Below are 16,608 nucleotides of genomic sequence, written 5' to 3'. Positions count from 1 at the left end.
TGAACCCTGTTACATGGTGATGGACTACCCCAGATTAGAAGTACAACTTCTTTATTCATTTGTAACAAATTCTATCATTCAGGGACTAGGAACAGTTACTTATGATACACTCAACCCAGATGACGGCTAATAGATGGTACTCTGTTCATCGTTTCCGAAATTAGGGGTCAGGAATTGTCATCGATGCTTTGCCGTTCCTAGTCCTGATCGCTTAAGTCCTACTCCCCTTCAACAAGCTGACGATACTCCTCGGCTGACAAAGATTCATCCAAGTCATTGATTTCATCAATACGGACTTTGATGAGCCATCCCTCGCCATAGGGATCATCAGCCAGGTCTTCAGGAGAATCTACAACAGCGTCGTTACATTCGATGACAGTACCGCTAACTGGGGCTTTCAAATCTTCTACGGCTTTAACAGACTCTACAGTGCCAAAAGATTCGCCTTTTTCAACGGCATCGTTGACACCCGGCAATTCTAGAAACACAATATCCCCAAGTTGGCTAATTGCAAAACTGCTAATGCCAATCGTTGCAATTTCGCCATCAAGTCTCACATACTCGTGAGTATCAGTATATCTTAGATCTTCAGGATATTCAATCGCCATTATCGTTCCTCACAAATTGAAAAAAATTCAGCCTAACACTGCAAACTGAGTTATCTAATGATCCCAGCACAATTAGCCAGAATAATGAACAAAGTGACTCTCAAACGCCTCATTATAGGAGAATTTTCTGTGAGCCGCTTGCTAAAATCAACCTTGATCATCTATGCTCTGGTTGCTATTTGGGCTGTCTTCGGGACTGATCGCCTGATTTTTCTTCCGCCATCTGCTAGTTACACCCAATCTGATGATTTTATCCAACTTCGGGCTACAAATGGCGATCAGATTACAGCCCTCTACTTACCCAACGCTCAAGCCCAGTATACAATCCTCTACAGTCATGGCAATGCTGAAGACTTAGGACTGACTCGCCGACGCTTACAACAGCTACAAAAAATGGGTTTTTCTGTCTTAGCTTATGACTATCCCGGTTATGGGATGAGTACCGGAAAACCAACGGTAAAAGGAACCTATCACGCCATTAACGCCGCCTACGACTACCTCACCCAAACGTTAAATAGACCTCCCCATAACATTATCGTTTATGGTCGTTCTGTGGGGGGCGGGCCGTCTGTTGATTTGGCTTCTCGTCAACCCGTTGGCGGGTTAATTTTGGAAAGTTCGTTTGTCAGTATTTTTCGCGTTGTTACTCGTATTCCTCTGTTTCCCTTTGACAAATTTCCCAATCTGGCCAAAATTCAACAAGTTCGTAGTCCTGTATTAATCCTGCACGGAAATCACGATCAAGTCATCCCCTTTTGGCATGGACAACAACTTTACGCTAAAGCCAATCAAGCTAAAATAGCATTTTGGGTAGAAGGGGCGGATCATAACGATTTATTAGAAGTCGCCGGACAACGTTATCAAGAAACCCTACAAAAGTTTACCGAAATAGTAGCAAAATATCATAGATCAAACTAACCCATTCAGTGTATAATCAGTCCATCTTTGAAGTTCAGTGCGGGTGCATTTACCGTGTTCACATAACACGAGGACGCTTGCACCATGAAACCAGCTAAATTTTTCGGAAAATCCCTGCTGATTTTGACGGGAATTTCCCTAACTTGGGTTCCCCAATTTTCCGCTAGTGGGATCTTAACGACTCCCAACCCCACCTCGGAAACTGGACTCAACTCGATACATCTACCTGAAGCCGAATATCAACTCGCCAATATTCGCACTTGTTCCGTTGCCGATCCCACAAATACCCCTCTAAATGTGCGTTCAACTCCCAATGGTAAAATTATCGGCAGTTTACCCGATGGCGTGAAAGTCGAATGGCTGAAAACTTCCGACAACAACAAATGGGCGTTTATTCGCACTTCTATCATGGAAGGTTACGTCTGGGCTGCCTATCTCAAATGTTAATTGACTTCTGCTAACACCATTTCTTTCTAATCATGCAACTTTTAATGATCCCCCCTTAATCCCCCCTTGTTAAGGGGGGTGGCGAAGCCGGGGGGATCAATTAGATGCAGCTTCATAAAGAATTGGTATAAGGTCTAATCAACTCAATGCGGTTAGGGTTTAATTGCGATCCACTTTGCAAAAACACGCGATAAATTAAGGAGGGAGATTTTTTTCTCCGCATCTACCCAACCCAACCGCTTATGTCAATTATTGTCGTCCAACAGTTGAGTAAAGTCTTTCCCGTAGCCGTCAAAGAACCGGGGTTAAAAGGAACCCTGCGTCACTTTTTCAGCCGAACTTACCGCCAAGTTCAAGCCGTGCGTGAGGTTTCCTTTACCCTAGAAGCCGGAGAAGTTGTCGGGTTTTTGGGTGCAAATGGGGCGGGAAAAACCACCACCTTAAAAATGCTGACTGGACTCATTCATCCCTCTAGCGGCTTAGTCAAAGTTGCAGGTCATACCCCTTTTAAGCGAGAATCTTCCTTCTTACATAAGATTACCCTAATTATGGGTCAAAAGCAACAGTTAATTTGGGATTTACCCGCCTTAGACTCTTTGAGAATTAATGCAGCCGTTTATGGAATTTCCGACTCCGAATTTCGCTCTCGTTTGGGTGAGTTGAGCGAGATGCTTTCCCTCAAAGAACAGTTAAAACAACCTGTGCGAAAGTTGTCTTTAGGGGAACGGATGAAAGCGGAATTATTAGCAGCCTTATTACATCGACCCCAAGTGTTATTTTTAGATGAACCGACATTAGGTTTAGATGTAAACGCTCAAGTGGCAGTCAGGGAGTTTTTAGCCGAATATAATCAACGGTATCATGCAACAATTCTGCTCACCAGTCATTATATGGCAGATATTACAGCCTTGTGTAAACGAGTGATTTTAATTCATCAGGGTGAGTTAATATATGATGGCAGTTTAGAAGGATTATTAGAACGATTTTCCCCCTATCGAGAGGTCAAAATAGAGTTAGCAAATCATTCCCCAGAACAGCCGGAAATCTTCCAAAAAATATTAGCAAAATCAGGAGAAATAGAATCCATTCAAGGACAATCTGTGCGGTTGTTGGTTCAACGAGATGCCCTAACAAATACCGTTGCTCAAATTTTAGCGCAAATGGATGTATTAGATTTAACCATCAGTGATCCTCCCATTGAAGAAGTCATTGGTCGTGTTTTTACTGCGGGAACAGTGAATTAAAATGATAATTATTTTCATTGTATTTTTTTAAAAACTTCCCAAAGATAGAGAACAACAACCCTCAGTCGAGCTACAGTATTGATAAAAAGAGTTATAAGTAATAGTTTCTAGAAATTCGTCACTATGAAAGCCAGTCAAAAAACTTTATCTGTTCTACTGGGATTGTTGTTGATGCTCATCGTTGTGAGTTGTGATCAGGTTGGCAATTTTCAATCCACTGCCCAAACCAACAATAATGATCAAATTGTAGCGGTTGCTAATATCAAAAGCACAGCCGATTCTAATCTCTCAGGAATCGTCACTTTAATTCAAAATCAATCCTCAAAAATCTTACCTACGGTAGAAGTCAAAGCCGAAGTTACAGGTTTACCACCCAATAGTAAACATGGATTTCATATTCATCAAACTGCAAGATGTGAACCCGATTTTGGGGCGGCAGGCGGACATTTTGATCCGGGTCCTTTTGGAAATACTGACCCCGATGCCAATCATCCGTTTCACATGGGAGACTTACCCAATTTAGTCGCTGATGCCCAAGGAAATGCTGTTTTAACCTATCGTAGCAATCGCGTCACACTCTCACCTGGGCCGTTAAGTTTATTCGATGAAGATGGTAGTGCTTTTATCGTACACGTCGATGAAGATCAAGGCACAACAGGAGTTCAAGGCGGAGCAGGCGGCGATCGCTTAGGGTGCGGTATTATTGAGAAACAAGCCTAAAACAGTTTACACCTGACCAGTGACCAGGTGTCAGGTGTAAACTGTAAACTGCCTGCTCCCTGTTCCCTATTCCCTATTTACTGAATGCCTAACACCTGACCCATATAATCTCTCCACAACTGAGCCGCATTCCCACTACTGCCATTCGTCGCTGAATTATCATCATTTCCCAACCAAACGCCAGTTGTGAAATTATATTCGGGTACAAACCCAATAAACCAGAGATCAACATTATCATCCGTTGTTCCTGTTTTCCCCGCTTCTCCGACTCCGAGCGACGCACCTTGACCCGTTCCCCCTCTGATCACACCCTGCAATAATTGAGTCATTGTACTGGCAACTAACGGCTGTAAAGCTTGAGGGCGAACCGGGTTTTCACGATCATAAGAATAAATCACCCGACAACTGGTAATATCGTTAATATCCGTACAATCACTACTATCTAAAATGCGTTTAATCGCGTGGGGACGATTGAATATTCCTGCGTTAGCAATCGTACCAAATGCACCTGTCATTTCTAACAACGTTACTTCACTTTGACCGATGACTAACCCCGGAACCGCTTTAAGATCAGAACGAACTCCTAACTGTTGTGCCATAGTGATCACTCGATCTAAACCCACTTCTTGAGCAATTCGCAAAGCGGTAACATTTTCAGATAATGCCATCCCCCGATACATATCTACACTACCGCCTGAGCGTTCACAACCTCGAAAGCTTTGACCCTGCCAAGTTAACGGTTCACAAGAATAGGTACTTCCCGGCGGAATACCTTGATTTAAAGCCGCCGCATAGCTAAAAATTTTAAAAGTCGATCCCGGTTGACGCAAAGCTTGAGTCGCCCGGTTAAACTGACTTTCTTGATAGTCTACACCCCCAACCATCGCAACCACTTCCCCCGTCGTCGAGTTTAACGTCACAATTGCCCCTTGGGAAAAATCCGCCGCCCTCCCGGCTGTGTTGAGACTGTTGCGAAGGGAAGTTTCAGCTTTGTTTTGAAACTGAGGGTCTAACGCCGTTTCGACGATAAAGTTGCCTTCTCGGGCGAGTTGTTCCCCTAAAAGTTCTTCAATTTCGGTGAATACATAGTCATAGAAATAGGGTGCAACCGTGCTTTGTAAAAGTTCTTTCGCTTTGGGGTTAATTTCAATTCGCGATCGCCTCGCTCGATCCGCTTCTTCTTCGCTGACCATTCGCAATTCTAACATCCGGCTAATCACGCGATCGCGATATTCTACAGCAAGCTGATAATTTTGAATCGGGTTAAACGTATTCGGAGCGGGTAAAATTCCGGCAAGAGTTGCCGCTTCTGAAAGCGTTAATTCTTTCGCGGATTTATCAAAATAAAACTGGGCTGCATCTTCAAAACCGTACAAATCCAAACCCAAAAAAACCCGATTAATATAGGTTAATAACAGCTTCTCTTTGCTATAAATCGTTTCTAATTTTAAAGCAACAATCGCTTCTCGCAACTTCCGACCCGCAGAATCTTCTGTTCCCACATAATCGCGAAACAAACTTCTTGCCAATTGCTGGGAGATTGTACTGCCGCCTTCACGAATTGTACCGCCTTCCACGTTCGTCAGAAAGGCTCGAGTAATGCCAATCGGGTCAACTCCTAAATGCCAATAAAAACGACTATCCTCAGAGGCAATTACGGCTTGGGGGAGATATTTGGAAACGTCCGAGAGATTTTCAACTTCTAAATGAGCATTATTACTCGATTGACGTAGGGGGCTATTGTCCTGAGAAAATACAATCACAGGCCCCGTGATCGTTTTAGGGAGGGGTCGAACCGAGAATTTTTGCCACTCAACTAAGACCAACACCGTCGCTGAAGCGCTCACCCCACAGAGGCTTAAAAAGCTGTACCACAGCAAACGACTGTACCAAGGGGGGGGATCAACATATTGCAGTCGCACCCCGTTAGCGAGTTCAGGAGGGCCGAGAGTGATTAAATCTCCATGACGCAAGGGAAGTTGACCGATGCGACGACTCCCGACATAGATACCATTGGTGGAGTTTTCATCTTGGATGACAAATTGTCGCGATCTTGATCGCCCACGACGGACGAGACACAGATGCACCTGACTGACAACCGGGTTTCGCACCACGATATCACAAGAACGAGAGGAACGTCCCAAAGTGTAGCGATCGCCGAGTAGGGGATATACATCAGCAGTATCCGCGTCGGCATTTTGTACCCACAATTCAGGGACTCGGGCATTGGGTTGGAGAACCAGCCGAGAAAAATTGACCTTCGCATGAAGGGTCTGAACAACTTGAGTGATAGCACCCAGAAGGGTTCTAGGCTTCTGTGGAGGCTTCGTTGATGTCATACTGAGCGATGATCGGCAAGCAGCACAAAGCGTTTCACTCATTTTACTCGCAAGTTCTCGAACTTGGGGTGTGTTGGATGTCGGGTGTTGGGGAAAGAGGAATTAAGGTCTTCTGTCGGATGGATCAGTCGGAGGGCGGCGGGGTTGTTCTCCAATAAACATCGCAATTAGTAAACAAACAATCCCAATATTAATCGAAACATCGGCTAAATTGAACACCGGAAATTGAATGAGGCGAAAATCTAAAAAATCGACCACATGACCGGAGACAAATCGATCAATGCCATTTCCTAACGCTCCCCCTAATATTAAGCCATATCCAATTTGTTCCCAACGATTTACCCTTGGCCCCCACCAGGCCAACCCCATTAATCCTAAACTTACCCCCAACGATAACCATCGCAACCACAATACCCCCCCATTACTAAATAAACTAAATGCCGCCCCGGTATTAATCACATAGGTCAAGTGAAAAACATCTGGCCACAGGGGAATTGTTTGGGGAGGATTGGTCAGTTCTAAGGTTTGAACGATCCAAAATTTCGTGAGATGATCGACAATTAAACTGAGAATTCCAGCGATCCAAAAAATCGGATTTTTTTGAAATTGCATAAAACAGGAGTCAGAATACAGAATTCAGAATTCAGAATACTCTACCCATAAAGGGATAGAGTTTTAAGGCGAGAATATTTTAATTTTTTTCGCTTGACTGAGGGCGAGGTTTTAACCAATATTCGTCACCCACTCGTACAGAATTCATACTGAATTCTGACTCCTGAGTTCTGAATTCTTCTTATAAACGGGGAACCGGGAAAGAAAAGCGGACATCAACTGTCTATTTTTAGGGGATTTTGATTCAATAAAACATTAACCCACGCAATACATAGGATAACACGGTAATCGCACAGGCGACACCAAGTTGACCGGGCAGAGGATGAAGGGAGTATTTTTGAATGGAGTCTATTAAAGATAGATTTTGAGTGGTGAATCCTTCAAAAACATGATTACCAATTAAATAGGTGATTCCGACTCCATGAATGATTAACAAACCACACAAACAACTAAATGCTAAAAGTTCTAACTTTGGGCTAGCTTTAAAGGCGATCATGCCACAAACCCAACCACCGGGAACAAAACCCAGTAAATAACCAAAGGTAGGTTCTCGTAAATAGCCAATCCCGCCCCCTTCAGAAAAGACAGGTAAAACCGTTAAACCGAGGACGAGATAAGCAATTTGTGAGATAGCGGCTGCATTTTTTCCGCCCATACAACCGACCAACAAAACAGCCCCTATTTGATAAGTGACTCCTAAAGAATAAACCGAGATTTCTTGTTGTTCCCATAGCCAAGATGGATCGGCAGCAAATGCTTCTAAAAATGTGCCACCGATGGTTAAAATAACGCCAATAATTGCCCACAGCAATTCCAAGGGAGGAGTCATTACAGTTATCAGTTATCAGTTATCAGTTACCAGCTTTTACAGTTATCAGTTATCAGTTATCAGTTATTTCAGTTATCAGTTATCAGCTATTACCTGTTCACTGTTCCCTGTTCCCTGTTCCCTGTTGACTGTTCCCTGTTGACTGTTCCCTGTTCACTGTAAAACAGGTGCTTCTCCTCCGATCAGTCCTAAAGACTCTAGCATCGCCTGATCTTGTTCAGGGGACTGGCCGAGAGTCGTCAAGTAGTTTCCGATTAACATAGCGTTTATCCCTGATTTTAACCCCAGGCTTTGCAGTTCACCCATGACGGCTTCTCGTCCTCCTGCGTAGCGAAGAATTTGTTTGGGGAGAATCAGTCGAAAGATGGCGATCGCTTTTAAGGCTTCGTAGGGGTCTAGTTTGGGTTGATCACTGAGGGGCGTTCCTTCTCGGGGGTTCAAGAGGTTCAACGGAACTGACTCAACTTCCAGTTCCCGTAAGGCTAGGGCTAAGTCGATGCGATCTTCCCAAGATTCACCCATCCCGAGAATACCGCCTGTGCAGGCTTGAATTCCGGCTGCTTTGAGGTTTTTCACGGTTTCGACGCGATCGCGCCAACTGTGGGTACTGACGATCTGGGGATAGAACGTTTCTGAGGCTTCTAAGTTATGGTTGTAGCGGGTAACGCCAGCTTCAGCTAAAGCCGTGGCTTGTGAGGGGGTGAGTTCTCCCAGGGCGCAACAGGGTTTGATGTGGGTTTCAGTCTGAATACGCTTGACCGTCTCTAAAATTTGTTCAAATTCAGTAGACTTTGGACTACTATATTTGGGGCCGCGTCCTTGAGAAACCAAACAGAAGCGTTTGGCTCCGGCAGCTTCGGCGGCTTTCGCTTGGGCTAGAATTTCTTCAGGGGATTTTAAGCCATAAACCGGGGAATTGTCACCGGGATGATGAGCCGACTGAGAACAAAAGCCACAGTTTTCTGAGCAGTTTCCTGATTTAACGTTGATGATGCTACAGAGATCAACGATATTACCACAACAGGCTTGACGGACGCGATCGGCGGCTTCACACAGCAGCAGAATCTCATCTTGCGTTGTGATTTGTTGGGTCAGGGCGATCGCTTCTGAGCGACTGATGGAATCTCCCGAAATGATCCGATCGGCTAGATCCTTCAGCCAGGTTTGAAGGGATTGCGAGATTCCCTGTGCTGGAACGTTCTCTAGAGAAGAGATTGAGCCGTCGCCTTGAAGATGGGTTGAGAGTGGGACTTGAACCACGTTACGCTTCTGTAGTTTTAAATTCATCCAAATTTTACCATCTTACTACTTTTTCAGTGATTTATCACCCCGGAGCTGTTACCCGCTACCCCTGTTCCTGTTGAGCTTGTATGTTGTATCTGTTGATTGAAAGAGATTCTATAAAATTTTGCCTCCTTCTGAGACGATTGATTAAGATTTGCTTCTTGATTAATAATTTTGCTGAATCTTTAACCTTTCCTTTACCTTGATTTGTTAGTGAGACGCTATCCTCTAGGGTATTCGTGCAGTCAACACAACAATCCCATTGTTATGGTTTTTCATCTCAATTCAATCAATCTCTCTAGCTTGATCGCAAAAGTTTCGGCTGTGGCTCTCGTGGCGACGTTAGCCGCTTGTGGAGGGGGCACCGATACCGCAACCAATACAACAGGTGGTGGTGGTGGCACAGCCCCGGCTGCATCTGGGGATGCGGCCGATGCTAGACTCGTTCTCAACCAACAAGTAAACTTAGTGGGTGCAGGAGCAACATTCCCGGCTCCTCTTTATCAGCGTTGGTTTCAAGAATTTTCTCAAGGTACACAGAACTTGCAAATTGATTACCAGTCTGTGGGTAGTGGAGCGGGAGTCGAACGGTTTACCCAAGGCTTGGTGCAGTTTGCCGCTAGCGATGTGGCAATGACCGATGAAGAAATTGCCAAAGTTCAAAAAGGGGTTTTAATGCTGCCTGTAACAGCAGGAAGTATCGGTTTAGCTTATAATCTTTCTGGAGTGGAAGGACTCAAGCTATCTCGGCAAACTTATACAGACATCTTTCTGGGTAAGATTACCAACTGGAATGACCCAGCGATCGCCGAAGATAACCCCGGCCTGCAATTACCCGATCAACCGATTACGGTAGTCTATCGTTCTGACGGTAGTGGAACTACAGGAGTATTCACCAAGCACATGAGTGCTGCTAGTGAAGAATGGAAGAACAGCGTCGGAGATGGTAAAACCGTACAGTGGCCGGTAGGAATTGGCGGTAAAGGGAATGAAGGCGTAACGGCTCAGGTCAGTCAAACCCCCGGCGCTATTGGTTACATTGAATATGGTTATGCTAAGAGTGCGGGTATACCTCTGGCAGCCCTAGAAAACAAGTCGGGTCAGTTCATTGAACTTACCGATGAATCAACCTCCAAAACACTAGAAGCCATTGAATTACCGGCAGACTTACGAGCATTTGTTCCCGATCCAGAGGGAGAAGAATCCTATCCCATTGTTAGCTATACCTGGCTCCTAATTTACGAAGAATACCCCGATCCAGAAGTTGCTAAATCCATTGAGGCGATGGTGGAATACGGCTTAACTAAAGGTCAAGAAATCGGCCCCGATTTAGGCTATATTAAACTGCCTCAGAACGTCAGAGAGAAAGTTGCAGCAGTTGCCGATCAAATTAGCCCCGATTACCAGATCAATGTAAATTAACTGGGTGGTGATGATCACTGGGAAGCTGTTTGTTTCCAGGTCAATTATCTGCGAAACAGACAGTTGAAATGGCTTGTCTAACCCGAAAAACGGTTTATGGATGGTTTCGCAAGATTGATTAGGAAAACAAACGGACGCTCAAAACACTAAATTATGGTTACTCTTTTGTCTCAATCTAATCAATCTCTTAAGTCGGATCACTCAGGTTTTGGCAGTCGCTTCGGTGTTGGTGCTAGCCTCTTGTGGAGGCAACGACAGTACCAATGGTTCTGGTAATGATCGGCTCGTTCGATGGCCAACGAGTTAACTTAGTGGGCGCGGGTGCATCTTTTCCCGCTCCGTTGTATCAACGGTTAGTACAGTTTAGCGCTCGTGATGTGGCAATGACCGATGAAGAAATTGCCCGAGTTCAAAGAGGGGTTTTCTTGCTGCCAATGACAGCAAAGAGCATTGTTTTAGCTTACAATTTTCCAGGGGTGGAGAATCTGAGATTGTCTCAGAAGACTTATGCAGATATTTTTCTCGGTCAGATTAGAAACTGGAACGATCCGGCGATCGCCAAAGATCACCCTGGTGTGCAATTGTCAAACCAACCGTTAACTGTGGTTTTTCGTTATTACAGCAAGTATTTCACTGCCTTTTGCATGAACGCCTTTTGCCTGCCATAGCTCACGCCTACTTGAAAATCTTCCTCTGTTTTCTAGAATTCATCAAAACAATAAACACACAAACCCTTCACGAAATACTGAATTATGGTTGCACCCGCAAATAATGTTCGAGATGTTGGACGAGCTCGCACAGATGTCGAGAAGAAACTAGACTCAGGCTTTATTTGGCTAACGCGCATTTTTGCTTGGGGTATTGCTGGAATTTTGCTTTTGATTGCATTGCCCATTGCCCAGCAAGCGATTCCCGCGTTCCAAAAGTTTGGTTTAGGTTTTCTGTTTACGAGCGCCTGGAACCCGGTTCAAGAAACCTATGGCGCTTGGCCGATGATTTATGGAACCCTAGTTAGTTCCTTTATTGCTTTGCTGATAGCTGTTCCTTTGGGTTTAGGAACGGCGATTTTTTTGAGTGAAGATTTTATTCCTCCCGGAGTTCGCAGAATCTTAACGTTTCTCGTCGAACTGCTGGCTGCTATTCCCAGTGTTGTCTATGGTTTATGGGGAATTTTTGTGTTGATTCCCTTTTTACGACCCATCCAAATGTTTATATACAAAAGCTTGGGCTGGATTCCCATCTTTAGTACACCTCCTGCTGGCCCCGGTATGTTTCCGGCGGGTGTGATTTTGTCGATTATGACTTTGCCAATTATCACTGTTATTGCTCGGGACTCTCTGGCTAGTTTACCTTCGGACTTACGGCAAGCTTCGATGGGCTTGGGTGCAACTCGTTGGATCACGATTTTCCAAATTTTAATTCCGGCTGCTTTTTCTGGGATTGTTGGGGGAGTGATGCTCGGACTGGGGCGGGCGATGGGAGAAACAATGGCGGCAACCATGATTATTGGCAACTCCAACAACGTCAATATTTCTCTATTTGCTCCTGGTAACACCATTGCTTCTCTGATGGCTAACCAATTCCCTGAAGCTTCGGGTTTGCAAGTTTCGGCGTTGATGTATGCCGGGATGGTGCTTTTTCTGCTGACTTTGATCGTTAATGTTCTGGCTCAAATGATTGTCAGCCGAGTTCAATCAAAATACCAGTAACTCAGGCACAAATCTACGCTCAAAGACTGATGGGCAAATTGTTTCGAGTTGTTAAACTGAAGTTATCCTCATAGTCGCTATGTCAAATTATGCTCAACCTTACACCGATTCAGGTGCTAAAAGTTTAATTCGCGATCGCAGTCGTCCCCGAGATATTTTAGATGTTGCAATGACGGGCCTTGCTGGGACTTGCATCGCTCTGACGGTGATTCCTCTGTTTGCGGTTTTGTTTTACGTTTTGCTCAAAGGTGGAAGCCGCCTCAATATAGACTTATTTACCAAGTTGCCTCCTGCTGCGGGTCAAACTACGGGTGGAATTGCCAGTGCTATTTTAGGTACGCTCATGGTGGTTGGGATCGCTGCTTTAATTGCGGTTCCGTTTGGAGTGCTAGCCGCTATCTTCTTATCAGAGTTTAGCGGGGGTCAAGTCGCTCAGTCTATTCGTTTCGCCACGAACGTGATGAGTGGAGTTCCCTCGATTATTGCCGGGGTTTTCGCTTATAGTTCAATTGTCTTGACAACCGGACAGTTTTCGGTGATCGCCGGAGCCATTGCATTAGCAGTATTGATGCTGCCAACCATTGTCCGAACTACAGATGAAGCTCTACAAATTATTCCCCAAGATATCCGTCAAGCTTCTGTGGGAATTGGCGCATCCAACTATCAAACGGTTTTACAAGTGGTTCTTCCGGCAGCTATTCCGGCGATTTTGACCGGGGTAACGTTAGCAGTCGCCCGGGCGGCCGGAGAAACGGCTCCCTTGCTGTTTACTGTGGTTTACACCAACAACTGGCCTAGAGGGCCGTTTGCACCGACTTTGCCTTCCTTGGCTTATTTGGTTTACGAATTTGCCCGAGGATTCGATAAGATTTTGCAGGAATTTGCTTGGGCTGCCTCCCTGGTGTTGGTTCTTTTGGTTTTGATCACGAGTATTCTGACTCGTTGGGCTTCTCGTCAAGGTGATTTTTAAGGTCAGAAAACTCAATAATTGGGAGATTTGTACCACTGGGTGCTGGACGATTCAATCTTGAAAAATTTACAGGAAGTTAGGGGTTATGAAGGACTATAGCTATCAAAAAACGGTCAACGAAACGGAAACGGTTCTACAAGCTGAGAATTTAGACGTTTTCTATGGCGATTTTAAGGCGGTTCGGGGTGTTTCTCTGAATATTCCCAAAAATAAAGTCACCGCATTTATCGGCCCTTCTGGATGTGGTAAGAGTACAATCTTACGATGTTTTAATCGCCTCAATGATTTGATTCCGATTTTCCATTTAGATGGGAAGATTTATTATCAAAATAAGAACCTCTACGACCCCGATATTGACCCCGTAGAAGTCCGACGTCGGATAGGGATGGTGTTTCAAAAACCGAATCCTTTCCCTAAATCGATTTATGATAATATTGCCTACGGGGTGAAGGTGAACGGATTGGCGAAAACCAAAGAACAAATGGATGAGATCGTAGAGCGATCGCTCCGTCAAGCAGTACTCTGGGATGAAGTTAAAGATAAACTCGGTCAAAGTGGTTTTGCTCTTTCTGGAGGTCAGCAACAACGTCTCTGTATTGCTCGGACTGTTGCGGTGAACCCTGATGTTGTATTGATGGATGAACCTTGTGCTTCTCTCGACCCGATTTCTACACTCTCGGTTGAGGATTTAATTCACGAACTCAAGGAAAATTACACGATTATTATCGTAACTCACAATATGCAGCAAGCAACACGGGTTGCAGATTTGACAGCTTTCTTTAATGCCAAAGCGATTGAAGGGGGTAAGCGTTTCGGGTATTTGGTTGAGTTTGATGACACCCAGACGATTTTCCAAAATCCCCAAGAAGAATCTACTCAACAATATGTAAGTGGTCGTTTTGGATAAAACAGAACAATTTTACTCTTTCTACCTCAACTTTGAGGTGGGTTGTTGACACTCCCCCGTCAAGCTTAAGCTGTGACGGGGGATTCTTGTTTCACGGAAGAATGCTTTTTAGTGCAAGCACTACTGAGTCTTATTTCTTCTCCACAAGCTTGAATTTCTGTGTGTCCCACAGTATTTGTTGACAGTATTCTTAGACCTTCTTCCCTGATGTTTTTCGCTGCATTCTCATCTCTATCATGGTGAGTTTTACAGTTTGGACAAACCCATTCACGAATACTTAAATTCAATGAATCGTTTTTGAATTTGCAGCAATTGCAAAGCTTTGTACTTGGGAAAAATCTGTCAACTTCAATCAACTTTCCTCCCTCTCTTTCAATTTTGTAGCCCAGGAAATTAATTAGCATTCCAAAACTAGCATCTAACACAGATTTTGCTAGCTTGGTGCGTGCTAATCCTTTAACGCAAAGGTTTTCCACTACAATGACTTGGTTCTCGTCAACTAACTTTCTGGAAAGTTTATGAAGGAAGTCAACTCTTGTGTTTGCTATCTTTTCATGGACTTTAGCAACCCTTTTGACTTGCTTCTTACGGTTATTAGAACCCTTTGTCTTTCGAGATGATGCTTGCTGCCTTCTTTTTAATCGCTTGGCATATTTTCTAGTGGGTTTAATTGGATCGACTTTCGTGTAAGTTTCACCGTCAAACACGGTGACCAAACTTGTTAACCCTAAGTCGATTCCTGAGATTTTCCCAGTGATATCAAGGGGTAAATTGTCAGATTCAAACAGAATAGCAGCAAAATATTTATCTGTACTTGTCTTAGACACGGTAACAGATTTAATTGGGCTGCTAATTGTTTTTGAGAGTTTGGCTTTAACAATCCCTAGTTTGGGAAGTTTGACTCCATTCCCTTTAATCGAACAACTTTCGGGATAACGAATTGATTGTTTTTTCTGCTTGTTTTTGAATTTAGGAAATCTAGCTCGGTGAGCAAAGAAGTTTTTGAAAGCAGTTTCTAAATTCTTTAATGATTGCTGTAATGTAGCAGCAGTAGCTTCTTGTAGGAACGAGTAATTAGGTAATTTTTTAAGTTGAGTTAAATATGCAGCCATGTCGCAATAACTTAACCCTTTTCCTGTTTCCTTGTACTGAGTGTTGGTTTTCTCTAAATAATAATTCCATACCATGCGACAGCAGCCAAAGTTTTTAGCTAAAGCCACTTCTTGTTCTTTGTTTGGGTACAGTCTTACTTTGAGAACCTCTAACATTGCTACTCTACATTGAGAATCTATAGAAGTCAGAGGACAGAGGTGCTTCTGACTTCTTTTTTGTGTTGTCCTTCGTCAAGGGTTTTTCATCCAGTGACGCATCAAATTATCTTTAACCATACTTTGGCGTAAGACTTCCAGCAAATAGTCTTGAGCTTCTTCTAGGCTCAGACCCTTAACTTGCTCCCGCAGGACTTGGAGCTTGAACTGTTGCTCTAAACTTAGATTTCCAGGTGCTTTCATTGTGTTCTCCTCTTGGACGTGCAACTTCTACCTACAGAATTAGCAGGTAACGTGGGACCGTCTACTCTGCTCTTCTCTGTTTGTAAATTATCGTAACAACTACTTGACAATCTGTCCATGATGTACAATTTTTCACTAATATACTTTGCAAAAGTTTATAGTTAGATCAGGGTACTGGGTACTGGGTACTGGGAATAGGTAAAAAATTGCTGACGGGGGTGAGCGATGACTGTCTCCCCCGGAACCCGAATAGCCCTATCATAGAAAAGGTATTAGCCTATAAAATCAATCAAAGGGAGAGTTTCTGCATGGATGCAATGCAATTCTTTCGGCAGAGTGCGGGACAGTGGCAGTCTTTACGAACTACCCATCATTTAGCTTTTAGACAAGCTGAAAAGGGTCATTCTAAAATCAACGTTGAAGCCCTGAGTGCGGATGATCCAAAAGTGGTTGAAATCTGCAAAATGCACGATGTCGATCCGGCAATTGCAGCCGGAGGTGCCTATGTGACTTGGAATGGTGAAATGGCTTGGGATAAGGATGATGAAAATCACTCCGGTTCGACGGTTTTTGCTATTGTTCCTGATGCGGATAATCCCCGCAAAGGTCGAATGTTGCGAGAACGAGGCTATGCGGAAATTGTTCCGGTTGTCGGACAGTTTGAGATGGATGAAGATGATGCTTTAATCTTAGTCACTGAATATGAAACGATGAGTTCGATTGAACGCTTTTGGTTTGCCAGTCCTAATGTCAGAATGCGAACCAGTGCAGTTAAACGGTTCGGTGGGTTTAATACTTCTACATTCTGTACAGAAATTCGGATTGAGGAGACAGACTCAAAGGCTTCTTCTGAGTCTGAAAATGCAGAAAATACAGCTTTTTATTCTGCTTTAGGTTGGTAATTTATAGGGAACACCGGATCGGTAGGGGCGGGTTCTGCAATTAGATATGTCACTAACTGACAACTTTTATAAACCCGCCCCACCCCCTAACAAAATTAAATATTTTATTAGTTATTAGTGAGTGAAATACATCATTGCAGAACCCGCCCCTACAAAACGGTTTGCTGGTTACGGCGAGGGGGCGGG

General features: G+C 44.1%; 17 protein-coding genes. 10 read left to right on the top strand and 7 right to left on the bottom strand.

The genetic code is table 11. The features are described from left to right. Nucleotides 1-218: 218 nt before the first annotated feature. Complete coding sequence (gcvH, locus tag WN50_RS20035) at nucleotides 219-608, bottom strand: glycine cleavage system protein GcvH (RefSeq protein ID WP_046277619.1); 390 nt, start codon at nucleotides 606-608, stop codon at nucleotides 219-221. A gap of 84 nt (nucleotides 609-692) precedes the next feature. On the opposite strand from gcvH, the gene WN50_RS20030 reads away from it, so the two are divergent. The 4 genes from WN50_RS20030 to WN50_RS31060 all read left to right on the top strand — a co-directional run bounded on the left by WN50_RS20030 (nucleotide 693) and on the right by WN50_RS31060 (nucleotide 3,937). Further along, nucleotides 693-1,526 (top strand): alpha/beta hydrolase, encoded by an 834-nt coding sequence (locus tag WN50_RS20030; protein WP_046277643.1) that lies wholly within the window; start codon nucleotides 693-695, stop codon nucleotides 1,524-1,526. 84 nt (nucleotides 1,527-1,610) lie between these two features. Next, a complete protein-coding gene (locus tag WN50_RS31065) occupies nucleotides 1,611-1,973 on the top strand; it encodes an SH3 domain-containing protein (RefSeq protein ID WP_053221557.1) in 363 nt (120 codons plus the stop codon). Between the two features lie 242 nt (nucleotides 1,974-2,215). Beyond that, nucleotides 2,216-3,217, top strand: coding sequence for an ABC transporter ATP-binding protein (locus WN50_RS20020; protein ID WP_046277618.1), 1,002 nt, complete (start codon nucleotides 2,216-2,218; stop codon nucleotides 3,215-3,217). 123 nt (nucleotides 3,218-3,340) lie between these two features. After that, on the top strand, nucleotides 3,341-3,937 hold the full coding sequence (locus tag WN50_RS31060) for a superoxide dismutase family protein (RefSeq protein WP_053221556.1): 597 nt from the start codon (nucleotides 3,341-3,343) through the stop codon (nucleotides 3,935-3,937). Nucleotides 3,938-4,014: 77 nt separating this feature from the next. Here the strand turns inward: WN50_RS31060 and WN50_RS20010 are convergent, their stop codons facing one another. From WN50_RS20010 to bioB, 4 genes are all read right to left on the bottom strand, one after another. Then, nucleotides 4,015-6,276 carry a transglycosylase domain-containing protein gene (locus WN50_RS20010; RefSeq protein WP_046277617.1) on the bottom strand — a complete coding sequence of 754 codons (2,262 nt, stop codon included), beginning with the start codon at nucleotides 6,274-6,276 and terminating at the stop codon, nucleotides 4,015-4,017. A gap of 102 nt (nucleotides 6,277-6,378) precedes the next feature. Further along, nucleotides 6,379-6,888 (bottom strand): signal peptidase II, encoded by a 510-nt coding sequence (gene lspA / locus WN50_RS20005; protein ID WP_046277616.1) that lies wholly within the window; start codon nucleotides 6,886-6,888, stop codon nucleotides 6,379-6,381. Nucleotides 6,889-7,132: 244 nt separating this feature from the next. Beyond that, nucleotides 7,133-7,717, bottom strand: coding sequence for a biotin transporter BioY (locus tag WN50_RS20000; RefSeq protein WP_046277615.1), 585 nt, complete (start codon nucleotides 7,715-7,717; stop codon nucleotides 7,133-7,135). Nucleotides 7,718-7,870: 153 nt separating this feature from the next. After that, the gene (gene bioB / locus WN50_RS19995) at nucleotides 7,871-9,004 is read right to left on the bottom strand and encodes a biotin synthase BioB (protein ID WP_152964877.1); all 1,134 of its coding nucleotides are present in this window, start codon (nucleotides 9,002-9,004) and stop codon (nucleotides 7,871-7,873) included. Between the two features lie 264 nt (nucleotides 9,005-9,268). On the opposite strand from bioB, the gene pstS reads away from it, so the two are divergent. From pstS to pstB, 5 genes are all read left to right on the top strand, one after another. Beyond that, a complete protein-coding gene (gene pstS / locus WN50_RS19990; protein WP_046277614.1) occupies nucleotides 9,269-10,423 on the top strand; it encodes a phosphate ABC transporter substrate-binding protein PstS in 1,155 nt (384 codons plus the stop codon). A gap of 275 nt (nucleotides 10,424-10,698) precedes the next feature. Then, complete coding sequence (locus WN50_RS19985; protein ID WP_342586772.1) at nucleotides 10,699-11,091, top strand: substrate-binding domain-containing protein; 393 nt, start codon at nucleotides 10,699-10,701, stop codon at nucleotides 11,089-11,091. 84 nt (nucleotides 11,092-11,175) lie between these two features. Continuing rightward, nucleotides 11,176-12,132: a phosphate ABC transporter permease subunit PstC gene (pstC, locus tag WN50_RS19980; protein WP_046277613.1), complete on the top strand. Its 957-nt coding sequence runs from the start codon at nucleotides 11,176-11,178 to the stop codon at nucleotides 12,130-12,132. 79 nt (nucleotides 12,133-12,211) lie between these two features. Continuing rightward, nucleotides 12,212-13,102, top strand: a complete 891-nt coding sequence (gene pstA / locus WN50_RS19975) for a phosphate ABC transporter permease PstA (RefSeq protein ID WP_046277612.1) — start codon at nucleotides 12,212-12,214, stop codon at nucleotides 13,100-13,102. An 85-nt stretch (nucleotides 13,103-13,187) separates the two neighbouring features. After that, the gene (pstB, locus tag WN50_RS19970) at nucleotides 13,188-14,009 is read left to right on the top strand and encodes a phosphate ABC transporter ATP-binding protein PstB (RefSeq protein ID WP_046277611.1); all 822 of its coding nucleotides are present in this window, start codon (nucleotides 13,188-13,190) and stop codon (nucleotides 14,007-14,009) included. 65 nt (nucleotides 14,010-14,074) lie between these two features. On the opposite strand, the gene WN50_RS19965 is transcribed toward pstB, so the two are convergent. Both WN50_RS19965 and WN50_RS19960 read right to left on the bottom strand, forming a co-directional pair. Beyond that, nucleotides 14,075-15,277: an RNA-guided endonuclease InsQ/TnpB family protein gene (locus WN50_RS19965; protein WP_046277610.1), complete on the bottom strand. Its 1,203-nt coding sequence runs from the start codon at nucleotides 15,275-15,277 to the stop codon at nucleotides 14,075-14,077. Nucleotides 15,278-15,352: 75 nt separating this feature from the next. After that, nucleotides 15,353-15,520 carry an NblA/ycf18 family protein gene (locus tag WN50_RS19960; protein WP_046277609.1) on the bottom strand — a complete coding sequence of 56 codons (168 nt, stop codon included), beginning with the start codon at nucleotides 15,518-15,520 and terminating at the stop codon, nucleotides 15,353-15,355. Nucleotides 15,521-15,828: 308 nt separating this feature from the next. Here WN50_RS19960 and WN50_RS19955 point away from each other — a divergent pair, with 308 nt between their 5' ends. After that, a complete protein-coding gene (locus WN50_RS19955) occupies nucleotides 15,829-16,422 on the top strand; it encodes a phycobiliprotein lyase (protein WP_046277608.1) in 594 nt (197 codons plus the stop codon). The last annotated feature ends 186 nt before the right edge of the window (nucleotides 16,423-16,608 follow it).

The organism is Limnoraphis robusta CS-951, from assembly GCF_000972705.2.
This window is presented reverse-complemented; position numbering and strand designations above follow the sequence as displayed.

Coding starts and splice junctions, on each gene's coding strand:
- gcvH (WP_046277619.1), bottom strand. CDS start 608: ATGGCGATTGAATATCCTGAAGATCTAAGATATACTGATACTCACGAG.
- WN50_RS20030 (WP_046277643.1), top strand. CDS start 693: ATGAACAAAGTGACTCTCAAACGCCTCATTATAGGAGAATTTTCTGTG.
- WN50_RS31065 (WP_053221557.1), top strand. CDS start 1,611: ATGAAACCAGCTAAATTTTTCGGAAAATCCCTGCTGATTTTGACGGGA.
- WN50_RS20020 (WP_046277618.1), top strand. CDS start 2,216: ATGTCAATTATTGTCGTCCAACAGTTGAGTAAAGTCTTTCCCGTAGCC.
- WN50_RS31060 (WP_053221556.1), top strand. CDS start 3,341: ATGAAAGCCAGTCAAAAAACTTTATCTGTTCTACTGGGATTGTTGTTG.
- WN50_RS20010 (WP_046277617.1), bottom strand. CDS start 6,276: ATGACATCAACGAAGCCTCCACAGAAGCCTAGAACCCTTCTGGGTGCT.
- lspA (WP_046277616.1), bottom strand. CDS start 6,888: ATGCAATTTCAAAAAAATCCGATTTTTTGGATCGCTGGAATTCTCAGT.
- WN50_RS20000 (WP_046277615.1), bottom strand. CDS start 7,717: ATGACTCCTCCCTTGGAATTGCTGTGGGCAATTATTGGCGTTATTTTA.
- bioB (WP_152964877.1), bottom strand. CDS start 9,004: ATGAATTTAAAACTACAGAAGCGTAACGTGGTTCAAGTCCCACTCTCA.
- pstS (WP_046277614.1), top strand. CDS start 9,269: ATGGTTTTTCATCTCAATTCAATCAATCTCTCTAGCTTGATCGCAAAA.
- WN50_RS19985 (WP_342586772.1), top strand. CDS start 10,699: ATGATCGGCTCGTTCGATGGCCAACGAGTTAACTTAGTGGGCGCGGGT.
- pstC (WP_046277613.1), top strand. CDS start 11,176: ATGGTTGCACCCGCAAATAATGTTCGAGATGTTGGACGAGCTCGCACA.
- pstA (WP_046277612.1), top strand. CDS start 12,212: ATGTCAAATTATGCTCAACCTTACACCGATTCAGGTGCTAAAAGTTTA.
- pstB (WP_046277611.1), top strand. CDS start 13,188: ATGAAGGACTATAGCTATCAAAAAACGGTCAACGAAACGGAAACGGTT.
- WN50_RS19965 (WP_046277610.1), bottom strand. CDS start 15,277: ATGTTAGAGGTTCTCAAAGTAAGACTGTACCCAAACAAAGAACAAGAA.
- WN50_RS19960 (WP_046277609.1), bottom strand. CDS start 15,520: ATGAAAGCACCTGGAAATCTAAGTTTAGAGCAACAGTTCAAGCTCCAA.
- WN50_RS19955 (WP_046277608.1), top strand. CDS start 15,829: ATGGATGCAATGCAATTCTTTCGGCAGAGTGCGGGACAGTGGCAGTCT.